Genomic DNA, 22206 nt, shown 5'->3' with positions numbered 1-22206 from the left:
TTTGCTATGTCTAAACCAATTGTTGTAATCTTCATTTTGGTCTTCTCCCTTTGATTATTGTAACCACTTTAATCATGGCACATAGATGCCGTATAGGGAGGAGACCATTACATCAGGTTAATTAACAAATCCCACATAAATAGACGTCTCACTTTTTTATTTAAGGCGTCTATTAGATGCTAATGCAAATAAAAAACTGTCCATAAACCAAGCAGTAACGCAAACTTAAATAAGAATCAAAACCAATAGTAACGCAATGATTTTTATAGAGAAAACTTGCAATATAGGCTATTTGTACTACACTGCATACAATTGAAATAGTTAAGGCGATTTATCATGAAAGGTAATCAAAAAGTAATCGATGCGTTTAATACATTGTTAGCTAACGAATTAGCAGCAATCGACCAGTATTTTATACACTCGCGCATGTATGACGACTGGGGTTTAAACAAACTATACGAGCGCCTTAACCACGAAATGGAAGAAGAAAAAGATCACGCAGACTGGCTTATTAAGCGCATCTTGTTTTTAGAAGGTGTACCAAATATGACTAAACGCCGTGATTTACTTATCGGTAACGACGTAAAAAGCATGATGCAAAACGATTTAACACTAGAACTTGAAGTAGTTGCGTGTGTTAAAGACGTTATCGCAATATGTGAAGAACAACAAGATTATCAATCTCGTAGCATTTTAGAAAAACTGTTATTTGATACCGAAGAAGACCATGTTTACTGGTTAGAGCAACAACTTGGCTTAATTGATAAGATTGGTTCTGAAAATTATCATCAAGCACAAATGGCTTAGTAGGAGCATATTATGAAAGGCGATAAAGACGTTATTGCAGCGCTTAATAAAGTACTCGCTAATGAGCTTGTTGGTATTAACCAATACTTTTTACATGCACGTATGTTTAAAGATTTTGGCTTCACTCAACTAGACAAAGCAGATTACAAAGTATCTATTCAAAAGATGAAAAACGCCGATCGTTTAATCGAACGTATTTTGTTTTTAGAAGGTTTACCAAATCTTCAAGACCTAGGCCGACTGCGTATTGGTGAAAACAGCGAAGAAATGATTGCAGCTAACATGAGTTTTGAACTTGATACTATTGGTGAGTTACAAAGCGCAGTTAAACTGGCTGAAAGCAAAAAAGATTATATTACCCGTGAAGCCCTTGACCACATTTTAAATGAGCAAGAAGAGCAAATTGATTGGTTAGAAACCCAACAATTACTTATTAAAAATACGGGCATTAAAAACTACTTGCAGTCTCAACTGTAAATAGTAACAAGCATAAAAAAAGCAGCTAAAAAGCTGCTTTTTTTATATCTAAATTTTATATGTAATTAAGCAACTTGATCCGTCACATCTGCAATCTGAATAAGTCTGCGATTAAGGATCTTTTTAGTACAACCACAACACTTACCGCATTGGCTGCCTACTTTAAGCTCTTTAGTTAATTCACGCATGGTTGTTGCACCATCGTCAATTGTTTGCTCAATTTTTTTATCAGTCACACCGTGACATAGACAAATATACATGAATACAAACCACTCTCAATTTCATTTAGTAGGTGCATACTAATCTAAACGAAAATGGTTATCAATTGTTATTTGAAAAAATGTGTATTATTTGGCTTTTTTTTGGCCAGCGCCACTTAAATCGAGATTTTTCAGCCGCTGAAAAAGCCTAAATTGAAATAAAGTATAGTACATAAATCGAGCTTTGTTAATTAAAGCCCACCTTAAATCTAAGTAAGAATAGGTTTAGGTAAATATTTGAATGGTTGAAAATTCATTACATTAAGGTTTTAAAAACCTTAATGTGTAAATGCGGAATTTATGGGGGGGATTTCCGGTTTGTGCCAACAGCGGACATTAGTGACGCCTCGTTATACGCTGAAAGCACCTATCTAAAAGCTTTAATTGCCTCATTAAGCTGCACATCTTTTCCGCTTTCAATATTGTTCACATTAAGAAATACAAATTCATGATCTACAGGCAATCCAATGTTTTCATAATTTTCCCCATGAGAATTGAGATACCTTTCATTTGATAATGTGATCCCCCAACCATTAGGCAAAGCTTTTGTTAACGTATCGCTAAAAGCTCCGTAGCTTCTTTCACCAATAAAAGTAACATTGCCCCTTGCTTGTAAACCTAAAAGAAATACTTCAGCCGCACTAGGTGTTTTTTGACTAGTTAGAACAACAATGCTTCCTGTGTAATTATTAATTTTTGATGGAGCGACAACAATTTTTTGAAGTTCACTGTAACCTGTCGATGTTTTAAACTGTTTACCCCCCAAGGCTAATTCTGAATCTATTAAGTAAGATAAAATAGAAAATGCCACTAAGTCACTTCCACCCATACTAAAACGTAAGTCAATAATTAAACCATTGCTTTGTTTGATGATAGGCGTAAATATATCCATAACCTCTTTTGTTGCTTTTACGTCATTATTTGAGAAATCATCAAAGTTACTTATTTTTAAATTGGCAATATTTTGAGGCGTTTTTGCTAAGGTAAAATTATCGTGATATTGAAGAGTGGAATAGTTTTTATCAATGTAATTCTTAATGTTTCCCTGAGACTTTTCCATTAATGCGGTATGTAATTCCCAGTAAGTTGAGTATTCAGGGTAATTTACTGAGTGCGCTTTTAATTCACCCCAAAATGACCACTTTCTTGGTGAGTAATGTGAAAGCCTATCAAGTTCTTGATTGAGTAATATGGCATGACCGTCGCGTAATTCTTTAAGAAAGTCATCAATGATACTAAATAGCTCATCTTGCGTAGTTTTTGAGGTTATTCTTTTTTGCCAAAGTTTTCTCTGCTCAACCCAATTAATATCTTTATCTTTTGAAAATGCATAGTGCTCTTCAAAATTATTCATTAGAACGTCAAGAACAATACTGGCATTAAATTCATAGTTTTTGTCTTTAATACTAACAATTTTTTCGGATTGACATTGAGCGGGTAAACTATCTAATTTCGTTAGCTTTAACGGAAACAAACCACCAAAGTTAAGTAAGCGAGTATATTTATTCACTTTTTGTGTTTCTTCAATGAACGAGATTTGTTCAAACTCATCGGTGATAAAGTGGTTTTCCAAACAATGCTTAGTTGTTAAATCAAAGGCTGTTGTTTTATTGTCCACAGTATGAAAAACGTAACCATAACCTTGGGTTTTCCAAGTTGTCTCTGCGGAGTTCGCAGAATTAATGGTACAAAGTACGGTGAGTAAAAATAACAAAATCCCTTTATTCAAAGTTTACTCCTAATAGTGAATCACAACCGAACTAGACTAAGCGCAGAACGCTGTCTTAAGCGGCAAATTGCTGTTGGCTAAAATAAGTAAGGCTCACCATTTTTAAAGTTCGCAATTAATAGCTAAATTTTACTGGTCGTCCACCTCTGGACGTGTTGTTAGGTGCGCATTTCGACACGCCAAGGTGGATTAAGGCGGTTTTCACCTGCCCAATAAAGTTTAATTTTATTACCAGACGGATCATATAAAACAGCTTCTCGCCACAAATAACTTTGATCCGTTGGCTCTTGATCGAAATTAAGACCTTTAGACTTTAATTGAGCAACCCAACTATCTAACTCTTCGTGTTCGAAATAGATAACAGTACAACTCTTAAAGTCAGAGCTTTCTAAAGATAATGAAAAAGTTGAATTTCCTTCAGGACATTCAAAACGTGCATAATGAGGTGTATCAACTATTTGAGTAAAACCTAGAGCACGATAAAACTCTGTAGCTTTATCCATGTTATTTACGGGTAACGTAACTTGATTTAAATTCACAGGACCTCCTTGTATACCTAGCGTCCTAGCGAGTGAAGCGAGAGCATTGAGTGGTTTTGTTATATTTCATGGTATAAAACTTCCCTGAAGACATCCATACTACACTCACCGAAGCTAGCCACGATAAAGTGACGGCGAATTAAACCAGTATTTATTGTGTACCAGGCTACATTTTCTTCGAAAGGTTGAAGCTGAGTGAAAAATGTTGGGTCCTCTAGGCTATCAGTAACAAGGAAGACTCCTTGAAATGGGAGTTCACCTATTTGAGAAGGAATTGATATCATCACTGAGTAATCTGAATCTGAAAGTGTTATCTCGATTTCGACTTGATCCTGATATTTGATGCTATTTTCAGTGCGCTGCTCTTCGGTAATATAGCAGCTAGTGGCAAACACAGCCGAACAGAAGAAATATAGAGCTAAACAATAAATCCGCATGACTCAACTCCTTTTGAGATATAACAACTTTATCAGAGTACACTTCCCATATTTTAGCGCGAAAACATCCTTATTTAATGAACTTATATTAATAGCAAATAGTGTAATCTATTGCCAGCTATAAACATTATGATTGTTGAAGTTTATTTCACTATGTAAAAGGGAAAAGTTTCCTCATAGTATCTATTAGCTAATAATAATTAACCCTGACCGACCGCTTATCGCACTTTCCTGACTATCAACTAATTGCCAAAAGCTAACGTTATTACTCCCGAATAAATTAACTATGCATGATTCTTAATATTTACCGCACAAAATTTTTGTGGAATAATGCCCGCCTCTTAGGGGAGTAGCCCACTCAGTAATGAGTAAACTTATCAACATAATTGCACCTCAAGTGCATGGTAAGTTTGTAATGTTGTAGCAAGCGTTATCGGCGAGACCTAGGTAGACACTATCCTCATGGCGGGAGATAGTTGTTTGCCTTGGTTTAGTATTCCCGCCTGTAAGAATCAATAATGGAAGTTTTTTTAACCTCAACCGTCACTGTCACACTTGCCGAAATAGGCGATAAAACCCAGCTTTTATCGCTCCTGTTAGCCGCCCGCTTTCGTAATAAAGGCGCACTTATTCTTGTTATTTTAGCCGCAACCTTACTCAATCATGGTTTATCAGCATGGTTTGGGCAGTGGTTAAATAATAGTTTTTCTTCTGAATATTTACCTTGGCTTGTAAACATAAGCTTTATTGTAGTTGGACTTTGGTTGCTAGTTCCAGACAAGGACGAAGCTGTAAGTAGTAAATATGATAGCTACGGAGCTTTTTTAGTCGCTTTTGTATTATTTTTTATTGCAGAAATTGGTGATAAAACACAAATAGCGACGGTGTTGCTAGGCGCACAATATCAGTCTGTGTTTTGGGTAACGGTAGGAACCACGTTAGGTATGCTAATTGCTAATGTCCCTGTTATATACGCTGGTAATGCATTACTAAAAAGAATATCTTTAAACACCGTACGTGCTATTGCTGCTTGTGTGTTTGTGTCATTAGGTATTTATGGCTTAGTTACAATTTAATAAATATTAAAGCTCGCCACTGTTAATTTAAGTGCGAGCTTTAGTTTTTTCTGCACGTTATTTATGCATTATTTACACAGTAACATCCCTTGGTTTGTGTAATTAAGAGGTTTGAGTTAAAACCTGCAGCTAAATTAGTGACCACAGTTTCAACAAAACCACTTCCCTGAGCACAAGCTAATCCTTCGGAGAGCGGCCCTGCATAAACAAATTCACCCGCTTTGTTAATAATAACAGCAGCAGGCGTTGCCGGAATAATGTGTTTAAGAATTGGTGTTAATTCAACTTCCACAATCTTTATGCCTTTATTCGTAGCAAAAGAAGTTAGCGATGAAATATGTGGCTTAGCCTGTATAGTACACCCGCAGTTTTTTTCTGTTATAAGCACTAAAGAGGGCTCACCATTATCAACCCAATCCAATTGCTTTTTAAAATTACTAAACCAATGTTTTTGCATTAAAATTTTTGAGCTATCAAACGGTTTTAGCTGCTCTAATTGAAAATAAACTAACCCTGCAACAACACAAATAAGCCATGTAGCTATAAGCGAAAATACGAAAGAGTTAGATTTATTTAAACTTGGCAATGCTTTGCTCTAACACATCAATACTTACATCGATTAACTGCACCTTAGCGGTTAACTGCTGCACTATTTGCGTATCTTGGTACTGATTTTGTCGCATAGTATCAGTACTGCTTGCTATTAATTCAGTATTACCTGCCTGCTCAGCTACAACTTGTGCAACTGAATCAGAACTTGAAGATACTGCGGCTATTTGCTCGCTCATTGCTGAAATATTTTCTTTCATTGCAGCACTAATACTTGTTAAATCAACTACAAAATTCACACACTGACTCATTGATTGTGTTGACGTTTTACTATTATTAACAAGATCTTTTAATGTTAGACTAATTTTATCTGTTGTTGCTTTACTATGGTTAGCCAAAGATCTTACCTCATCAGCAACAACAGCAAAACCTCGACCATGTTCGCCTGCACGGGCAGCTTCAATAGCAGCATTTAAAGCAAGTAAGTTTGTTTGCTCAGCAATACCTGATATCTCATTTAGAAGACCTGAAATAACATCACCCGCAGCCACTAAGAGGTTTATTTTTTCTTCAGTATGGTTAAGTAGTGTTAACAGCTCTCTACTTTTAGCATCTGTTTGAAGAACTTCTTTTAATGCGTCGCTCGCAGCTTGTGTAATATGGTCTACTTGACGCTTTAGCACCTCACTTTCTTCTTCTACAAGTTTAAAACCATTAGCAACTTGAGCGCCAGAATTAGCAATATCATCAGTTTGTTGTGTACGCTGCACTGCACCACCCGCCAACTGATCATGAACATGTATAAGCTCTTGTGAGTTTTTTTGCAGTGATTCAGATTGAGTTTGTACCTGCTTAATAACATCCGATAAGTAATCTAGTAACGTGTTAAAACCTGCTACAGCTTCACTTTTAGTATCATCAGCGCGAAGAGAGAGTTTTATGTTTTCAGGGTCTTTCATTATTTGCTCTGTCGCATAACTTAAAGATAGAGCTGCACGACGTTCGCGTTGCAACATTATGGCAATGTAGCCTGCAACTAACACTTCAACTATTGCGTATCCAGCATGAATAAGCACCGTAGTAAAAGCAAGCCTGTCAGGATCAAATACATAAAATCCTGTATTTTGAGTTTGTAAATAATAAAAAGACAAATGATGAACTGCCACGAATACAATTGCAGTAATAAACACTCGCCACTGTACAAAAACAATTAACATGGGCATTAAAATAAATATTTCAAAATGGACTTCAATCAACCCAAAAGTTTGTTGTATGTGCAAAAAAGAAAACATCATTATGGCTGCAGCTATCACATGCGGGGTAACAGGGCTGTCCCCTTGTGTGTTTAAAAGCCATATAGGTAATAAACACAATGGCAAACCTATCATAAAGGCCTGCGCTAATGTGTCGAAATACAAGCCAATAGCGATAGACTCGACAAACAAAAGACTGAAAATAATTGTAAATAACCGGCCAATACTAGACATAAAAACCTTAAAATTGTTGTTTGCATTGTTGTTTTATAAAGCAGTCTGCAATATACGTGTAAAAACGAGTTTCAGTTCACTGAACACAATAATAAACTACCGACACATCAAAAAGTAATACATTTGATTTACATTATATACATGTGGTCTACTTAATTATAGGCAGTATTTTTTTAAACGTAGGCGTTGCTGCTTTTTTTGTCCATTGAAAAATAACAATTTCAGCGCATGAAATTACCGCACCCGCTTGGCGTAATTGCTCAACTGCCAAGTTTTTATGTTGCGGATTTCTCGAGCCAATACCATCGTGTACGACAATAACCTCAAAACCATTTTCTATTAAATCTAAGCATGTTTGTAAAACACACACATGCGCTTCAGTGCCCACAACAACAACCTGCTTTTTATCATGGCTTTTTAACTTATCAATAAAGCCAAGCTCTGCACATGCACTAAAGTACGTTTTATGAAAATACATAGCATTAGGTAATGTATTTTTAATTTGCTGATTAGTCGCGCCCAACCCTTTGACATATTGCTCAGTTATTAAGACCGGGACGTCGTGAATAATACCTGCCTGCGCTAACTGCAATGTACTTTTTAAAATATTCGGAAAATCTTTAATTGCAGGAGCAAGCAACTCTTGTAAGTCTATTATTAATAATACGCTGTTTTTTACATCAATATTAGATAAAACCACTATACTCTCCTCATGAACATTAACTGTTATCTATTTAGATTAGCTCACTATTTGAAAATAGAGCTTTTAACTTTACGTATATTATTTGTAATTAAAAAATAAAAACTTATGCTATATTTACTATCTAGCTAAGTATCATCCTATCCTCCACTGAGAGTGTTTATAAGTGCGTTTGAGCAAAGTTTTTTTTCCTATCACCATTATTTTTTTACTATGCATTCAATGTACTTTTGCATCACAGAACTATGCTCAACAATTACAACGTATTTCTACTGACGAAGGTCTCTCGCAAAGTTACGTTTTGCAGACACAAGAAGACGAAATTGGCTATATTTGGATAGCTACCCAACAAGGTTTAAATCGCTTTGACGGGTATAAAGTAAAAACTTTTAATGGTGGCTTTGGCTTAGATAAACACTATATTTATGCGTTATTTAAAGCCGAAGACGGAAAGATTATCGTTTCAACTGATCTTTCTGGTGCGTTTATAATAGATCCCCTCACTTTAAAAACCGAAAAAATCTATTCAGGTCAAATAGATAAAGAACAAAAGATGTTTTCTCCAATCTCCGCGATGACCCAAAAACAAAATACTTTTTACTTCGCCATAGATGGTCAAATATATACATTTGATGAGACGAGTAAACGCTTTACACTTAAACTAGCTCTACCAAATGAAGGTGACTACATTAGGTCATTAACGATATATAAAAACACTTTATATATTGGTACAAATGATGGTTTATACACTGCAAATATAGATAATTCAGAACTTGTAAAAATCCCTCTTCACCCCCCTGAAAAAAATACGATAGATAATATAAACGTCAAATTCTTAAGTGTTGATAATGAATTAGGATTACTTGTTGGTACTGTTGAAGGCATGTATCAATTAGCATTCGATAATAACAAAAATATATCTGCAGCAAATATTACAACTTTAATCCCTGATTATAATATATGGGATTATGCCAATACTATTTACGGGGAGTTTGTAGCAACCGAAAGTGGATTGTTCAGTTATCACCGCGAAACCAAAGAACTAGAGTTCATATTAAATTATGAAAAAAGTAAGTTTAATATTAGTGAAAACTCAATCAACGATCTAATGATTGATAAGTCCGGCGTGCTTTGGCTCGCATCTAGAACCCAAGGGGTGTTTACTTGGCCAGTCAAAACTCAACGGTTTAAACATATTTTTTTACCAGGGAATAATACTGTTCATGCTGCCTATCAAGATAAAAATAATATTATATGGTTAGGGACCGAAGATGGTATTGCGCGCTACGACAAAGTTACAAATAAAAGTAAAGTATATTTAAGCTCGACCGACTCAAAAGCCATATATGGAGCATCTGCGGTATTTGATATTTTTGCGTCTTCGATTGGAGATGATCAGTTTCTTTGGCTTGTTACTTTTAACGGGTTTAAACTTTTTGATAAGCAGACAGGTAAAGTTGTTGAAAACCAAGACACAGAGAATGATGTAATTAACCGATCCAACTTATTTGGCTTTGCCCAATTATCTGCAGACACATATGCATTTATGTCTGATGATAACTTTTATCTTTTTAATGAAACAACCGGAAAAACAAGAATTATTAAGGGACTCAAAGAGCAAGTCGACCCTTTATTTTCTTACGCTTTTTATAAACACCTCGACACACATCCTGAAGAGTTTGTGCTTGGTACATCAAAAAGTTTTTTTAGGTACAACGAAAAAACGAAAACTTTAACGACTATATTTCAGTCTTTTAATCCTAAAGAAGATATTTTTTACACTGTAGAAAACTTTTACTTAGACTCAAAACGGAATACTTTATGGTTGGCAACCACCCAGGAAGGCTTACTTGGTGTTGACCCAGTTACTTATGAGAGAAAACACTACATAGGATTAAAAAATTCATTTAATACTGACTCTATCTATTCGTTACTTCCTGATGAAAATGGTTTTTTATGGGCAAGTACCGACAATGGTTTATATCAAATAAACCTAGATACACTTAATGTGGTGAGTTATTCAGTGAAAGACGGGTTGAACATAAACCAATTCACACAAATTGCAGCAACAACATTAAATGATGGCAGGTTAATTTTTGGCAGCAATGCCGGAGCTCTACTATTTAACCCTGTAGACTTTAATGAAAAAGAACAATTGAAAAAAAGCAATCTAGCCATTACTGATATAGGCCTCTTTACTAAGGAGCTCAATTATCACCCTCATAAATACCTTAGCAAACCGCTTGAGCTAGATCATGAAGATATGGGGTTGACGGTTAGTTTTTCTAACTTTTCTTACCCCAATATAGACAAAGCGTATTATAAGGTTACCCTTTTAGGGCCAACGTCTCTTACATATGAAGACTTACAATCTAATCAAGTATTTTTCACAAAGCTCCAACCGGGTAGTTACTCACTAAAAATATCAGCACATAATCGCGATGGTATTGTTACAAGCGAACCAGCCACGCTTAACATCAACGTAGCTTATGCTCCATGGAAGTCGCCCTTTGCTATTGCCGCCTATATAACCTTAATGCTAGCCGTGTTGTTTTTTATTTTTTGGCAATACCGCAGCCGCCAAGTTGCAATTGAACAAGCCCATAGAGCGACTATTCATTCGCAAAAGCAAACAGAACTCGCGCTTAAAAATAACAAAAGTGGCGTGTGGGATTATAATTTTAAAGATGCTTCCGTAAGTACGCTCAGAGGAAGTGAATTAGGCTATACAGGCTTGCCTGTACGCGTGCATATAGATCAATTTTTAGCGCTAATACACCCAGATGACCGACGTAGTTTTGAAAACCAATGGGAAAACTACTTCAAGTACAAAAAACAACAAAACTGGCAAGCAACTTATCGTCTACAGCATAAAAATGGGCATTGGTTATGGTATCAAGATACAGGACAAGTTATATACGATCCTCAAACAAATGAGCCGCTATATGTTTCTGGCATATATACCAATATCACTGAGCAACGGGCTAATGAGCAACAAGCAAAAATTCTAGGTGAAGCGTTTAGCCAAATAAACGACTGGTTACTTATACTCGATAAGCATTTAATGCCATTTTCTGCGAACAACAGTTTTATTGAAACGTTTTCAAGTGAACAAGCAGCCACTAAAATTAGCCCAAAATTATTTATTAGGGCCATTGGTAAAGATAAGTGTAGAGAGTTTGCAAATATTTTAAAAAAATTAAAAGCTACAGAAAACTGGCAAAGTGATGCTTATATAAAAACCGCAAAAAGTAACAAACATCCAATACATATAAGCGCCACAGCCGTAACAAAAGATACTGCAAGCTATTACGTAGTTGTTATTACAGATTTAACTGAGCAAAAACGTGCAGAAAACGAGCTTCGCTATTTGGCTAATTTTGACCCTCTAACGCATCTACCTAATCGTAGTTTAATGTATCAAAATATTGAAGAAGCGATTAAACATGCCAATGAAAGTAATACACAATGCGCATTATTATTTATTGATTTAGATAAGTTCAAACCTGTTAACGACTCTTTTGGCCACGCAGTTGGCGATAAGCTACTTTGTAATATTACCCAAAGAGTAAACGGTATGCTTGGCGTAAACGCAAAACTTGGCCGACAAAGTGGTGATGAATTTTTAGTGCTGATTCAAAATATAAAATCGCTTCAGTCTCTTCGCGATACAGTAAGAAAAATTAGTAATGAGTTAGCTAATAAAGTAATTATTGAAGACTTCTCTATTAATATTTCAGCCAGTATTGGCGTTGCTTTATACCCATTCGATGCTGTAACCACCGATTTACTTATCCGTAATGCCGATGTAGCCATGATGCACGCTAAACAAGGCGGTAGAAACGACTTTAAGTTTTTTAGCGATGAAATGAATGAGCTGATAAAACAAAAGTTACTGCTCGAAAATGATTTAAAAGATGCAGTGAAAGACAACCGATTTTTTAATCACTATCAGCCTATCATCGACATAGAAGAAAAAACGATAAATGGCGTGGAGTTACTCATGCGCTGGAACAATCAAGGACAGTTGGTATCCCCAGCACTTTTTATACCGGTAGCAGAAGAAACCGGTTTAATAGAACTCCTTACTGAGCAAGCATTGCAACGAGCTCTTATTGAAATTGCACCTATACTTAGCGCAAACCCATTGTTTTATATATCTTTAAACTTATCGCCTAAACACATTTTAAAAACAAACATAACCCAGCGGTTAATGTCCATATTAGCGGACTCTCAAGTTCATCCAAGACAATTAAGACTTGAAATAACAGAGAGTATTTTACTAGAAGATAAACTCAAAGCAGCCAAGCAGCTACAAAACTTAAAAGCTGCTGGGTTTAAATTACTACTTGACGATTTTGGTACCGGTTACTCGTCACTCACCTACTTGAGCCAATTTCCTATTAATGTTATTAAAATAGATCAAAGCTTTGTAAACAGTATTGGTATAGATAAAGGGGATGAATCGATTATTAAGACCATTCTTTTATTGGCCGAAAACCTAGATCTTTACTGTATTGCAGAAGGAGTAGAAACGCGCGAACAGATGATCTTTTTAGCCGAGGTTGGATGTACTGTACTGCAAGGTTATTACTTTGCAAGGCCAATGGATGCTAAAGACTTACGTAAAAGCGATTGTTTTAGCAATATCATTGATTTGATTTGAAACATTAAAAGCGTGCTAATAAGTTTTACACGCTTTTATGTCTATTAGTTTGTATTAGTGAATGTGATGGCATTCGTGGCTTTCAATTTGTAATACACTATTGCGTACATTAAATTTTTCAGCTAACAGTTGTTCTACCTTCATACGACATGCTTCATCGTGTTTTTCAATAGTACAATGCTCTTTAAGTACAACGTGCGCCCCGACTACTACACCCCTATATTTACGCGTTACAGTGACGTTATGGACATTGTGAACATGCTCCATATCTGTAATCTCACTTTCAATATCTGCAACTTTAGGAAGTTTGGCCTTATTTAAGCGTAAACCTTTTATACAACTAATAATGACCTTAACACCGGTAAACAACACGAAAGAGGCGATTAACATGCTCGATAAAATATCGATAACAACCCAGCCCGTAAAATATATAAGAATACCAGCCACAAATGTCGATACGGTAGAAATCAAATCAAAGAATGAATGTAAAAATACCGCGTAAACATTAATACTCGCTTTGCGGCCTTTATATAAAACCCATGCAGCAGCACCATGAAACAAAAAACCAATAGCAGCAATAACCGACATTAAATAACTATTAATAGCCAGCTCATTTCCTTCATGCTGGTGTATATAGCGCTCACCACCTTCATACAAAATAATTAAACTGATTGCTAGGTATAAAAATCCGTTCACCAGACCACCCAAAAGCTCGGCTCTTTGATGACCATCGTTATAGGTTTTAGCAAAATGAATAGCGAGACTTGATGCAATCAGTGCGATGAATAACGAGCTATTGTGAACAAACAAATGCCCCGCATCGGCAAGTACAGCAAGCGAATTAGAATAATAAGCACCTATAACCTGAATTACCATAAACGAACACGTAATTGCTAGTGCAATAAGTAACCGACGACGAGAAGCTTGGTGTGTAGTGATTTCTGTCATGAAATGCTTGAATAACCTATACTTAAAGTGCAAATAAACCAAAGATGGCTTAGAGTAGAAAAGGGTAATGATATACAGTATCAATTATAATACGTACTACCCTCAAACGCACTAAAAACTTAGTAAATCAAAAAAAATGTGCTAATAATTAGTAGGGCTTGTTGAACTTCGGTGGTTGAATTTACACCAGTATTTTTGTTTTTTAGGCAAGGCAGAGCCTATGTAGTGTGGCTATTCTCCATAAATAGGCGACAACGCAGCATAAATACCAAACATGCGCTGCCTTTTGAGCTCGATCTAAGGACGATTAACACGCCCAAGTAAAAACAATAAAAATACAATAGATAACAATTTAATTGTGGCTTAAACACATGGAGAGTTGAGTGAGTAATAACCTATCAAATGAAATATGGCGAAACTTGGAGTTACTGCCGTTTTGTGTATTACTTTATGATGCCAATGAAAATATATTTAAAGTTAACAGCCAAGCACAGGACTTGTTTGGCTTAAGAAATAAATCACATTTTAATAAAATTGATTTTTCACACATCACTTTAACCAATCATCACAGTAAAAAAGAACTATTAGTCGAGGAGCTATTCTTTGATTATTTCACTGCAAATAACCAATGCCAGTTTGTTTTATCAAAACAGGTATCTAAATTGCTACTCAATGTAAAATTTGCAAAATTACCTAACTCAAGCTCCATTATTATAATCGATGTATTGAATAATAATGTAGATGAACAATATGATTTTGATAATATTATTTCGAACATATCAACTGACTTAATTGATATTCAAAACGACGACGTTGATAAGCATATCAACTACGCATTAAAAGCTATTGGTACCGTTTGCCACGCAGATAGAAGTTATCTTTTTAAGTTTGCCGAGGATGGTAAAACCATAAATAACACCCACGAATGGGTCAATAATGATATACAAGCATTTAAAGAGGACTTACAAAACCTTCCGAAAAGCGATCTCCCATATTTTTTTAGTTTGATGGCACGTACTCACTTATTTAGAGTTAACGATGTAACGTCGTTACCCATTCAAGCAATGAGCGAAAAAACAATTTTCCAGCAACAAAAAATAAAATCAGTACTTTGCATTGGTCTACGTTATGACAAAGAGCTCGTTGGCTTTATAGGCTGTGATTGCGTTGTTCAAAAGCGAAACTGGACTGATTTAGACCTTATTCGCTTAAGGTTAGTAGGTGAAATGCTTGCTAATGCTTTCAAAAATTTAAATTACAAGCAAGAGCTACAACAAGCTCAGCAGCAACTCATTAATGCCAATCATAAACTTAACAAACAAGTTAATACTGATGGCCTTACAAACATTGCTAACCGACGCTGTTTTGATCAAACTTTAAAATGCGAAATTAAGCGCGGCGCACGTAATAAAGAACCCATTAGTTTAATAATGTGTGATATTGATTTTTTTAAGCGTTATAACGATAACTATGGGCATCAGCTAGGTGACGAAGTGTTAAAACAAGTTGCCAAAGCGCTGCATGATCTTTGTAAACGTGAAGGTGATTTAGCCGCTCGTTTCGGTGGTGAAGAATTTGCGATAATTTTACCTGCTGTCGACACAGATCACTGCCAAAGATATGCTGTTCTTATTCAGGAAAAAATTGCAGAACTTGCAATTGAACATAACTTTTCAAGTGCCAGTAAATACCTCACTTTGAGTATCGGATTTTATAGCCTTATACCCAATCAAAAAACAACACCTAAAGAAGTTATAACTAACGCCGACATAGCTCTTTATAACGCAAAAGAAACAGGCAGAAATAAAATAGCCAGTTTTTAAAAAAACCGACTAAGTCGGCGCGTACAGTGAGTTTTAGTGGTTAAAAGTTCGCTGTAGTGATAATCTATACACGCTGAAATTATAAACAATACAACCACTCAGCGTTTAATTATTATAAGGAATGTTTAAATGGATCCAGTCACACAAATTCTCGATATGGTTTTTACTGTTGAGGCTTTTTTACTTGTTTTTGTTATCGTGCTTTTAAAAAGTAGCGTTAAATTTGTACCACAAAACCGCGCCTGGTTAATCGAACGTTTTGGTAAATACCAATCAACTAAAGAAGCCGGCCTTAACTTTATTATTCCATTTATTGATAGAATCTCGGCTGATCGTAGCTTAAAAGAACAAGCTCAAGATGTACCATCGCAGTCAGCTATCACTAAAGATAACATCTCACTTATAGTTGATGGCGTACTGTACTTTAGAGTACTAGACCCGTACAAAGCAACGTATGGCGTTGACGACTATACGTTTGCAGTTGTACAACTTTCACAAACAACAATGCGTTCAGAATTAGGTAAAATGGAGCTTGATAAAACATTTGAAGAGCGTGATTTACTTAATACCAACATTGTTGCAGCTATAAACCAGGCATCTGAGCCTTGGGGTATTCAAGTACTTCGCTACGAAATTAAAGATATTGTGCCGCCTAACTCTATTATGGAAGCGATGGAAGCACAAATGAAAGCTGAGCGTGTTAAACGAGCTCAAATTTTAGAGTCAGAAGGTGATCGCCAAGCAAATATCAACGTTGCTGAAGGTAAAAAACAAGCACAAGTACTTGCTGCTGAAGCCGACAAAGCCGAGCAAATTTTACGCGCTGAAGGTGAAGCAACAGCTATTACTACGGTTGCAGAAGCACAAGCAAATGCACTTATTAAAATAGGTGAAGCTGCAGATACAGAGCAAGGTCAAAAAGCAATTCAGTTAGATTTAGCAACTAAAGCAATCGCGGCTAAAGAAGCGATTGCTCGTGAATCATCAATTGTATTACTGCCAGACAACGCGACAGATGCAAGCTCAATGGTTGCCCAAGGTATGGCAATCATTAATAGCTTAAATAAAAAGCATCTGGGTTAATAACTAAATAAAGAGGTTTGTATGGATTTTATTACGCAAAATTTACCGCAAACACTTATGGTACTTGGTATTGTTGCTTTAATAATAGAAGTAGCAGTACTTGGCCTTTCTACATTTATTTTGTTGTTTTTTGGATTATCGTTATTCCTTACAGGATTATTAATGAGTTTTGGTATTTTACCTGACTCATTAGCAACAGCCCTTTGGAGTAATGCGGTTGTAACAGCTGGCTTAGCCGTTGCACTTTGGAAACCATTAAAACAAATGCAAAATCGCGTAGATAAGAAGCAAGTGAATAGTGATTTTGCTGAACTTACTTTTGTACTTACTAGCGATGTAACAGAGCAAGGTTTAACTACACATCAATATTCAGGTATTAGCTGGAAACTCAAAAGTGAGCAACCAATTAGCGCCGGTACTGAGGTTTTAGTAACCAAAAAAGAAGTGGGTGTTATGTGGGTTAAGCCTAAAAGCTAACCATCACTTTAAAACAAGCACTGTGTATAATAAATTACAGTAAAACGGGCGGCTCAAACTGCCCGTTTTTTATGCCTGAGATTTGAAATACAGCGCCTTGTTCAGTAACAGTATTATTAATCGATTCATCAAATGCCGATGTCACAAGTAACAATTCAGCATTTTCACCACCAAATGCAGTGCATGTCGGTTTTATTGCACAAAGCTTTATTGTTTTAATTAGCTCACCGCCTGGGGATAAACACATAACACACCCCATTCCCCACACAGCTAGCCACAAATTACCTAATTGGTCGGTTACGCAGCCATCGGGGTCAACATCAGTATTATTAAATTGATAAAAAACACGTGGCTCAGAGCAAGGTTCGCCAGTTTGCTCATCCAAATCTAATACATAAATACAACTCGTTAAAGAGTCGCAGTAATAACCGCGCAAACGTGGCTTATCAAAGCACAATCCATTTGGGATACTCAAACCACTTACAACGGCTTTAAGCTGGTGTTTATAATAACGGTATATTTTACCGTCACCTTTTTTAGCATTTAGGTCCATTGTACTTAACCAAAAACCACCCCATGGATCAGCGCGGCCGTCGTTTGAACGCCGATTTAGTTGTGTATTTTCAATATTAAAAATAAGGTGGCGAGTGCTCGAATTAATATGGTATTTGTATAAACCAGTACTTGTACCTAGCAACAAGTGCTGCTCATCAATCCACGCTATTGCACTGAATGTATCGGGAATATTAACTGTTTTTAGTTGGCTTTCGCTGTGTATTTTTTTGCTTAAAAGTAATTTTTTATTTATGTCGACCCAAAAAAAAGTATTCAGCATAGGGTGCCAAAGAGGACTTTCTGCAAGCTGATTCTGTGTGCTTTCAAAAATGGTTACGCTAGGGTCAAACATAAATACTTATTCTTTATTATTAACAAAGCCTTGTAACCCTAACCTTACCAGAAAACAGTTGATTTCGCGATGTGTACCTGGCTTTAATTTATCAACACATTTAGTAATCTCTATCGCATTTTTTAGACTGAGTTGATAACATCAAATTTAATAAAAAGGATTGACCATGAACAACAATAATAAAAACACACTCGTCGTTGAAGGCGGTGCAATGCGCGGTATATTTGCCGCAGGTGTGCTTGATGAGTTTTTAAAACAGCAATATCAGCCGTTTGAATGCTATTTAGGTGTTTCAGCCGGGGCAACTAATATAGCCGCATTTTTATGCAAACAACCAATGCGAAATTATAAAGTGATTACTGACTACTCATGCCGTCCTGAATTTATTAATTTAGCGCGCTTTATTAAAGGTGGTCATTTATTTGATTTAGATTGGTTATGGCAAGAAACGATTCGCGAAATACGTCTTCATACAGAGGTATTCGAACAAACTCCACACGAGTTTTATATTGTATCTACGGCAATCGAATCAGGCAAAGCACACTATTTAAAAGCCACCAGCGCCGATATGGTGCATCAATTAAAAGCATCATGCGCTATACCCATTGCATATCGTGACTACCCTATTATTAATGACATAGCGATGACCGATGGCGGTGTTGCTGATTCAATTCCTGTAATAAAAGCTTACGAAATGGGTGCACGCGAAATCACCGTTATTTTGTCTCAATGTTTAGGCTATCGTAAAAAACCAAGTAAGGCACCTTGGCTCACTAAAAAAATGTATAAAAACTATCCCGCATTAATTCAAACGACCTTAAACAGGGCTGATTTTTATAATAAGTCTATCGATTTTATTATGAATCCACCTAGTGACTGCAAAATCAATATCATTGCACCACCGGCTAATTTTAAAGTTGGGCGTACCACTAAAAAGTTTGAAATACTTAATAGTGGTTACAACATGGGAGTTGATACTGCTAAGACCTTTTTAGCTAAATAACTGCATTATTTAACCTAATAATTGCGGTGCTTTACCCGCAATAACTGCGGTTAGTAAACCAGCTAACATAGCTCCTACAACGGTGCATATTGCACCGCCTAAAATACCGTAAACACTCATAAAACATATCAGCGCTAAACCAAATAGCAGTGCACTTAAAAATGTTTTAGCCGCTAATGTAAGTGTGTTTTTTCGTAGGTTGAGCATCATGAGTAGTAAACTTACCATCGCAATTGTAATTAGTAGCTCGTTCATGCGGGTTGTACCTCAACTTGTAATTTTTGTGTGTTTTTTATTTTTAAGGCAACAAACATACACACGATACCCACCACCATAAAGCTTATATCTACTACCGCGACAAGCGAGCTATTAAGGTTAATAACATTGCTAACGCCAAGTGAAATATTAAGTGGCAGCACCAAAGCAAGCGAAGCGCCGCATAGTAAAAGAGTCAGCTTAAAGTAGTTTTTATAACCTATGGGTAATACACTTAATAGTAACCATGCCAACCACGTATAAAAGAACACGGGTCCAAAAAAGCTATTTTGCGCCACACCAACAACGCTATAATTAAGTAAAACTTGCACAGGAAATAGCACAAAGCTTGCTAATACCAAACCGCCACAACTGCCAATAATAAAACGATTCCAGCGTGCATATGCCTGCATACTCAGTGAAGGGCTACTGCCACGTGTGCGTTTTGTTAGCCACATCATCATGCCCGAAATAGGTAAAAGCGCAGTACTTAAGCCAAGCAATACCCAAAGTAATTTTACAAACACTCCTGCAAAGTTCCCAAAGTGCAGCGGAAACATCAACTCAATTACTTTTATCGAAACACCTGAAATATCACCAAAACTACTCATCGACTGCACAAACTCACCATTGCCCTGATAATGCAGTAACTGAGAAGCAACAGCCTCGCCACCTAACAAACGCAAATATACCTGCGCATTCGCATCGTTATGCGCCATTATTGTGACATCCCTAATTATTGCTTCAGGGTAACGACTATGAGCATGCTCTAAAATAGTGTCTATTTTTGTAGGTTGCTTAATGTGGCTAACTACAGGCTCAGGAATAGCGGTAAACGTTTCTATTAACTTATCTTGATCGCCACCAAAGCTCACAAACGCAGCTGCTGGTAGTAAAATAATGGTCGCGAGCCCTAAAAATGATCCTGTAAAACCAATCACAATATTAAATACGCTGCCCCAAATACCTATAACCTTATGAGCATCGCTTACTGCAATATCTAACCCTTTATCTCGCCTAAACGTAAAGAGCTCTTTTATCAATTTGCGATGAATAAACAAGCCTGTCACTGCACTTACTAAAAGCGTTAAACCTAAAAACCCAGTGAGTATCAACCCAATTGGTCGCCCTAAATGCAAATCTGCATGAAATTCACCTATATAAGTTGGCGCATCCGTTTTTTTATTGGCGTAAAACTCTTTACTAGGCCCATAGTAAGTATTTTCCAGCGCCAACGTATCGGGATGAAATTGAAATACTCTGGCCACCTCTTGGCCATAATTTTCATCGCCATGGTGGGATTCAAATACCAACGTTAACAAATGAAAGTTATGCCCACTTGGTAAAAACACATGAATGTTTTCGCCAAATTCACTAGGCACCTTTTTATGGTATTCGTTTACTAGTCGATTAATTTTCGCGCTGGCAACGTGTTGGCTAGATTGTAGCTCTGGATTTGCCCATATTTTTAACTCAGGTCTCGACAGCACCGCTAACGCCCCACTAAATGCAACAACAAATAGCAGTACCGCAGTAATAATTCCTACCCAGCTATGTAATAAAAATAGCTTTTTTAAAGTAATCGACTTCATCCCTGCCCCTGCGTCAACGCCCAAAAACTCAATAAACCATGTAATACACACAGTGCAATCATTACAACAAACGGTTGCCATACCTTTTGCGCCAAATACGCATAAATAAACAACGCAGTCCAAATAACAGGAAACAGTAAAATAGGCAGTAATATTTGTTCATTCATTTGAAACGGTAAATAGGTTGTCATACCCGGAATCATTATTACCGCTGTAATTAGCGCTAATACACACGCAATTAAGTGCCTTCGCCGTGTAGCTGTAAACGTTTTTTTATTATTCATTATTCGCTCAGTAAATTTGCCCAAACATATACAAAACAGCACATGCAAATGATAACAATTGCTATTATATTGTGCATTTAATGTTTAATGCAATTTATTAAACAAATTAAGTCTAAAAACACTGTTGGTTTGCCTTTAGAGCTTTTATGCTACGCCTCGCAATTTAGGTACGCAGTAATGCGTCATTTCAATTAAGCCGAGTTCGGGCTTTTTAATTTTTCAGGAAGCAGTAAACCGTGGATATAATTAACGCGATTATTTTAGGTATTATTGAAGGTATAACAGAATTTTTACCCATATCATCAACCGGGCACTTAATTGTAGCGTCAAAGTGGTTAGGCATTGAATCAACAGATGCTAACCTCGCCTTCGAAGTAATTATCCAGCTTGCCGCCATTTTAGCGGTACTAGCCAACTATAAAGACAAGTTTAGCCCTAAACATTTCAATTTATGGGTGAAAGTTGCCATTGCATTTATTCCTTTGGGTATTATTGGTTTTATATTTAGTGATGTAATAAAAACACTGTTTAGCGTACCAGTAGTAGGTGTTATGTTTATTGTAGGCGGTGTGATTTTTTTACTATTAGAGCGCAGTTATAAAGAGACTCACTGCACAACTACCGATGTAACCCAAGTTACTTATAAACAAGCTCTTTGGATTGGCGTAGCACAAGTATTTGCGTTAGTTCCAGGGACTAGTCGTGCTGGAAGTTCTATTGTTGGTGCCATGTTGTGTGGTTTAAACCGAAAAGCCAGCGCTGAATTTTCATTTTTACTTGGTTTACCTGTACTTGCAGCAGCCTCAGGGTACGACTTACTTAAACATTACCAACTGTTTAGCTTAGATGACCTAACTGCCCTTGCTGTGGGTTTTTTAACGTCTTTTATAGTTGCTTATTTTACTATTAAACTATTCATACGCTTTCTAGAAAATTTCACTTTTGTTAGTTTTGGTCTTTACCGAATCGTATTTGGTGTTATTTTACTAACTAACCTGATGTAATGGTCTCCTCCCTATACGGCATCTATGTGCCATGATTAAAGTGGTTACAATAATCAAAGGGAGAAGACCAAAATGAAGATTACAACAATTGGTTTAGACATAG

The 22206-nt window shown here is 36.4% G+C and carries 21 protein-coding genes and 1 riboswitch; of the genes, 9 read left to right on the top strand and 12 right to left on the bottom strand.

Going from position 1 to position 22206, the window contains the following annotated elements; all coding sequences use genetic code 11:
* Positions 1–336: 336 nt before the first annotated feature.
* Both bfr (I6F44_RS18885) and bfr (I6F44_RS18880) read left to right on the top strand, forming a co-directional pair.
* Entirely contained in the window at positions 337–807 is a 471-nt protein-coding gene (gene bfr, locus I6F44_RS18885; protein ID WP_002958985.1) for a bacterioferritin, read from the top strand.
* A 12-nt stretch (positions 808–819) separates the two neighbouring features.
* On the top strand, positions 820–1284 hold the full coding sequence (bfr, locus tag I6F44_RS18880; protein ID WP_024593101.1) for a bacterioferritin: 465 nt from the start codon (positions 820–822) through the stop codon (positions 1282–1284).
* A gap of 65 nt (positions 1285–1349) precedes the next feature.
* Here bfr (I6F44_RS18880) and I6F44_RS18875 read toward each other — a convergent pair whose 3' ends face one another.
* The 4 genes from I6F44_RS18875 to I6F44_RS18860 form a co-directional block, all read right to left on the bottom strand.
* Positions 1350–1544 carry a (2Fe-2S)-binding protein gene (locus tag I6F44_RS18875; RefSeq protein ID WP_002960627.1) on the bottom strand — a complete coding sequence of 65 codons (195 nt, stop codon included), beginning with the start codon at positions 1542–1544 and terminating at the stop codon, positions 1350–1352.
* A gap of 367 nt (positions 1545–1911) precedes the next feature.
* On the bottom strand, positions 1912–3273 hold the full coding sequence (locus I6F44_RS18870) for a S41 family peptidase (RefSeq protein ID WP_197174361.1): 1362 nt from the start codon (positions 3271–3273) through the stop codon (positions 1912–1914).
* 158 nt (positions 3274–3431) lie between these two features.
* The gene (locus I6F44_RS18865; protein WP_024600562.1) at positions 3432–3812 is read right to left on the bottom strand and encodes a VOC family protein; all 381 of its coding nucleotides are present in this window, start codon (positions 3810–3812) and stop codon (positions 3432–3434) included.
* Positions 3813–3871: 59 nt separating this feature from the next.
* Positions 3872–4249 carry a hypothetical protein gene (locus I6F44_RS18860; RefSeq protein ID WP_197100705.1) on the bottom strand — a complete coding sequence of 126 codons (378 nt, stop codon included), beginning with the start codon at positions 4247–4249 and terminating at the stop codon, positions 3872–3874.
* A gap of 332 nt (positions 4250–4581) precedes the next feature.
* A riboswitch (yybP-ykoY riboswitch) is annotated at positions 4582–4684 on the top strand.
* Between the two features lie 83 nt (positions 4685–4767).
* On the opposite strand from I6F44_RS18860, the gene I6F44_RS18855 reads away from it, so the two are divergent.
* Positions 4768–5325 carry a TMEM165/GDT1 family protein gene (locus I6F44_RS18855; RefSeq protein WP_197174360.1) on the top strand — a complete coding sequence of 186 codons (558 nt, stop codon included), beginning with the start codon at positions 4768–4770 and terminating at the stop codon, positions 5323–5325.
* A 61-nt stretch (positions 5326–5386) separates the two neighbouring features.
* Here I6F44_RS18855 and I6F44_RS18850 read toward each other — a convergent pair whose 3' ends face one another.
* The 3 genes from I6F44_RS18850 to I6F44_RS18840 form a co-directional block, all read right to left on the bottom strand.
* Entirely contained in the window at positions 5387–5911 is a 525-nt protein-coding gene (locus tag I6F44_RS18850; protein WP_121954734.1) for a DUF6436 domain-containing protein, read from the bottom strand.
* The gene (locus tag I6F44_RS18845) at positions 5895–7361 is read right to left on the bottom strand and encodes a methyl-accepting chemotaxis protein (protein WP_024600566.1); all 1467 of its coding nucleotides are present in this window, start codon (positions 7359–7361) and stop codon (positions 5895–5897) included. Before I6F44_RS18845 ends, I6F44_RS18850 begins: the two co-directional genes overlap by 17 nt.
* Before the next feature lie 148 nt (positions 7362–7509).
* A complete protein-coding gene (locus I6F44_RS18840) occupies positions 7510–8061 on the bottom strand; it encodes an isochorismatase family protein (RefSeq protein WP_024600567.1) in 552 nt (183 codons plus the stop codon).
* Between the two features lie 166 nt (positions 8062–8227).
* Here I6F44_RS18840 and I6F44_RS18835 point away from each other — a divergent pair, with 166 nt between their 5' ends.
* Entirely contained in the window at positions 8228–12727 is a 4500-nt protein-coding gene (locus tag I6F44_RS18835) for an EAL domain-containing protein (RefSeq protein WP_197174359.1), read from the top strand.
* Between the two features lie 54 nt (positions 12728–12781).
* On the opposite strand, the gene I6F44_RS18830 is transcribed toward I6F44_RS18835, so the two are convergent.
* Complete coding sequence (locus I6F44_RS18830) at positions 12782–13675, bottom strand: cation diffusion facilitator family transporter (protein ID WP_197174358.1); 894 nt, start codon at positions 13673–13675, stop codon at positions 12782–12784.
* Between the two features lie 383 nt (positions 13676–14058).
* On the opposite strand from I6F44_RS18830, the gene I6F44_RS18825 reads away from it, so the two are divergent.
* The 3 genes from I6F44_RS18825 to I6F44_RS18815 all read left to right on the top strand — a co-directional run bounded on the left by I6F44_RS18825 (position 14059) and on the right by I6F44_RS18815 (position 17058).
* Positions 14059–15498, top strand: coding sequence for a diguanylate cyclase domain-containing protein (locus I6F44_RS18825; protein WP_197174357.1), 1440 nt, complete (start codon positions 14059–14061; stop codon positions 15496–15498).
* Positions 15499–15627: 129 nt separating this feature from the next.
* A complete protein-coding gene (locus I6F44_RS18820) occupies positions 15628–16581 on the top strand; it encodes a slipin family protein (RefSeq protein WP_007581832.1) in 954 nt (317 codons plus the stop codon).
* A gap of 21 nt (positions 16582–16602) precedes the next feature.
* A complete protein-coding gene (locus I6F44_RS18815) occupies positions 16603–17058 on the top strand; it encodes an NfeD family protein (RefSeq protein ID WP_024605673.1) in 456 nt (151 codons plus the stop codon).
* Positions 17059–17092: 34 nt separating this feature from the next.
* Here I6F44_RS18815 and I6F44_RS18810 read toward each other — a convergent pair whose 3' ends face one another.
* Positions 17093–17965, bottom strand: coding sequence for an SMP-30/gluconolactonase/LRE family protein (locus I6F44_RS18810; protein WP_197174356.1), 873 nt, complete (start codon positions 17963–17965; stop codon positions 17093–17095).
* Positions 17966–18131: 166 nt separating this feature from the next.
* Here I6F44_RS18810 and I6F44_RS18805 point away from each other — a divergent pair, with 166 nt between their 5' ends.
* A complete protein-coding gene (locus I6F44_RS18805; protein ID WP_197174355.1) occupies positions 18132–18968 on the top strand; it encodes a patatin-like phospholipase family protein in 837 nt (278 codons plus the stop codon).
* 9 nt (positions 18969–18977) lie between these two features.
* On the opposite strand, the gene I6F44_RS18800 is transcribed toward I6F44_RS18805, so the two are convergent.
* Genes I6F44_RS18800 through I6F44_RS18790 form a run of 3 tightly spaced genes read right to left on the bottom strand, consistent with a single transcriptional unit; the run spans position 18978 to position 21099 of the window.
* A complete protein-coding gene (locus I6F44_RS18800) occupies positions 18978–19223 on the bottom strand; it encodes a hypothetical protein (protein ID WP_101164247.1) in 246 nt (81 codons plus the stop codon).
* Positions 19220–20815: a PepSY-associated TM helix domain-containing protein gene (locus tag I6F44_RS18795; protein WP_197174354.1), complete on the bottom strand. Its 1596-nt coding sequence runs from the start codon at positions 20813–20815 to the stop codon at positions 19220–19222. Before I6F44_RS18795 ends, I6F44_RS18800 begins: the two co-directional genes overlap by 4 nt.
* Positions 20812–21099 carry a hypothetical protein gene (locus I6F44_RS18790; protein WP_024597366.1) on the bottom strand — a complete coding sequence of 96 codons (288 nt, stop codon included), beginning with the start codon at positions 21097–21099 and terminating at the stop codon, positions 20812–20814. The genes I6F44_RS18795 and I6F44_RS18790 overlap by 4 nt, the downstream gene beginning before the upstream one ends.
* A 236-nt stretch (positions 21100–21335) precedes the next feature.
* On the opposite strand from I6F44_RS18790, the gene I6F44_RS18785 reads away from it, so the two are divergent.
* Positions 21336–22103 carry an undecaprenyl-diphosphate phosphatase gene (locus I6F44_RS18785; RefSeq protein ID WP_197174353.1) on the top strand — a complete coding sequence of 256 codons (768 nt, stop codon included), beginning with the start codon at positions 21336–21338 and terminating at the stop codon, positions 22101–22103.
* Positions 22104–22206 lie beyond the last annotated feature (103 nt).

Source organism: Pseudoalteromonas sp. NZS11_1 (assembly GCF_015864275.1).
GTDB lineage: Bacteria > Pseudomonadota > Gammaproteobacteria > Enterobacterales > Alteromonadaceae > Pseudoalteromonas > Pseudoalteromonas arctica.
The sequence above is the reverse complement of the archived record's forward strand: the minus strand, read 5'-3'. Positions and strand labels throughout refer to the sequence as shown.

Excerpts from the sequence above, each read along its gene's own strand:
- I6F44_RS18810 (WP_197174356.1), bottom strand. The coding sequence starts at position 17,965 with ATGTTTGACCCTAGCGTAACCATTTTTGAAAGCACACAGAATCAGCTT.
- bfr (WP_024593101.1), top strand. The coding sequence starts at position 820 with ATGAAAGGCGATAAAGACGTTATTGCAGCGCTTAATAAAGTACTCGCT.
- I6F44_RS18860 (WP_197100705.1), bottom strand. The coding sequence starts at position 4,249 with ATGCGGATTTATTGTTTAGCTCTATATTTCTTCTGTTCGGCTGTGTTT.
- I6F44_RS18815 (WP_024605673.1), top strand. The coding sequence starts at position 16,603 with ATGGATTTTATTACGCAAAATTTACCGCAAACACTTATGGTACTTGGT.
- I6F44_RS18800 (WP_101164247.1), bottom strand. The coding sequence starts at position 19,223 with ATGAACGAGCTACTAATTACAATTGCGATGGTAAGTTTACTACTCATG.
- I6F44_RS18795 (WP_197174354.1), bottom strand. The coding sequence starts at position 20,815 with ATGAAGTCGATTACTTTAAAAAAGCTATTTTTATTACATAGCTGGGTA.
- I6F44_RS18805 (WP_197174355.1), top strand. The coding sequence starts at position 18,132 with ATGAACAACAATAATAAAAACACACTCGTCGTTGAAGGCGGTGCAATG.
- I6F44_RS18845 (WP_024600566.1), bottom strand. The coding sequence starts at position 7,361 with ATGTCTAGTATTGGCCGGTTATTTACAATTATTTTCAGTCTTTTGTTT.
- I6F44_RS18830 (WP_197174358.1), bottom strand. The coding sequence starts at position 13,675 with ATGACAGAAATCACTACACACCAAGCTTCTCGTCGTCGGTTACTTATT.
- bfr (WP_002958985.1), top strand. The coding sequence starts at position 337 with ATGAAAGGTAATCAAAAAGTAATCGATGCGTTTAATACATTGTTAGCT.
- I6F44_RS18875 (WP_002960627.1), bottom strand. The coding sequence starts at position 1,544 with ATGTATATTTGTCTATGTCACGGTGTGACTGATAAAAAAATTGAGCAA.
- I6F44_RS18855 (WP_197174360.1), top strand. The coding sequence starts at position 4,768 with ATGGAAGTTTTTTTAACCTCAACCGTCACTGTCACACTTGCCGAAATA.
- I6F44_RS18820 (WP_007581832.1), top strand. The coding sequence starts at position 15,628 with ATGGATCCAGTCACACAAATTCTCGATATGGTTTTTACTGTTGAGGCT.
- I6F44_RS18790 (WP_024597366.1), bottom strand. The coding sequence starts at position 21,099 with ATGAATAATAAAAAAACGTTTACAGCTACACGGCGAAGGCACTTAATT.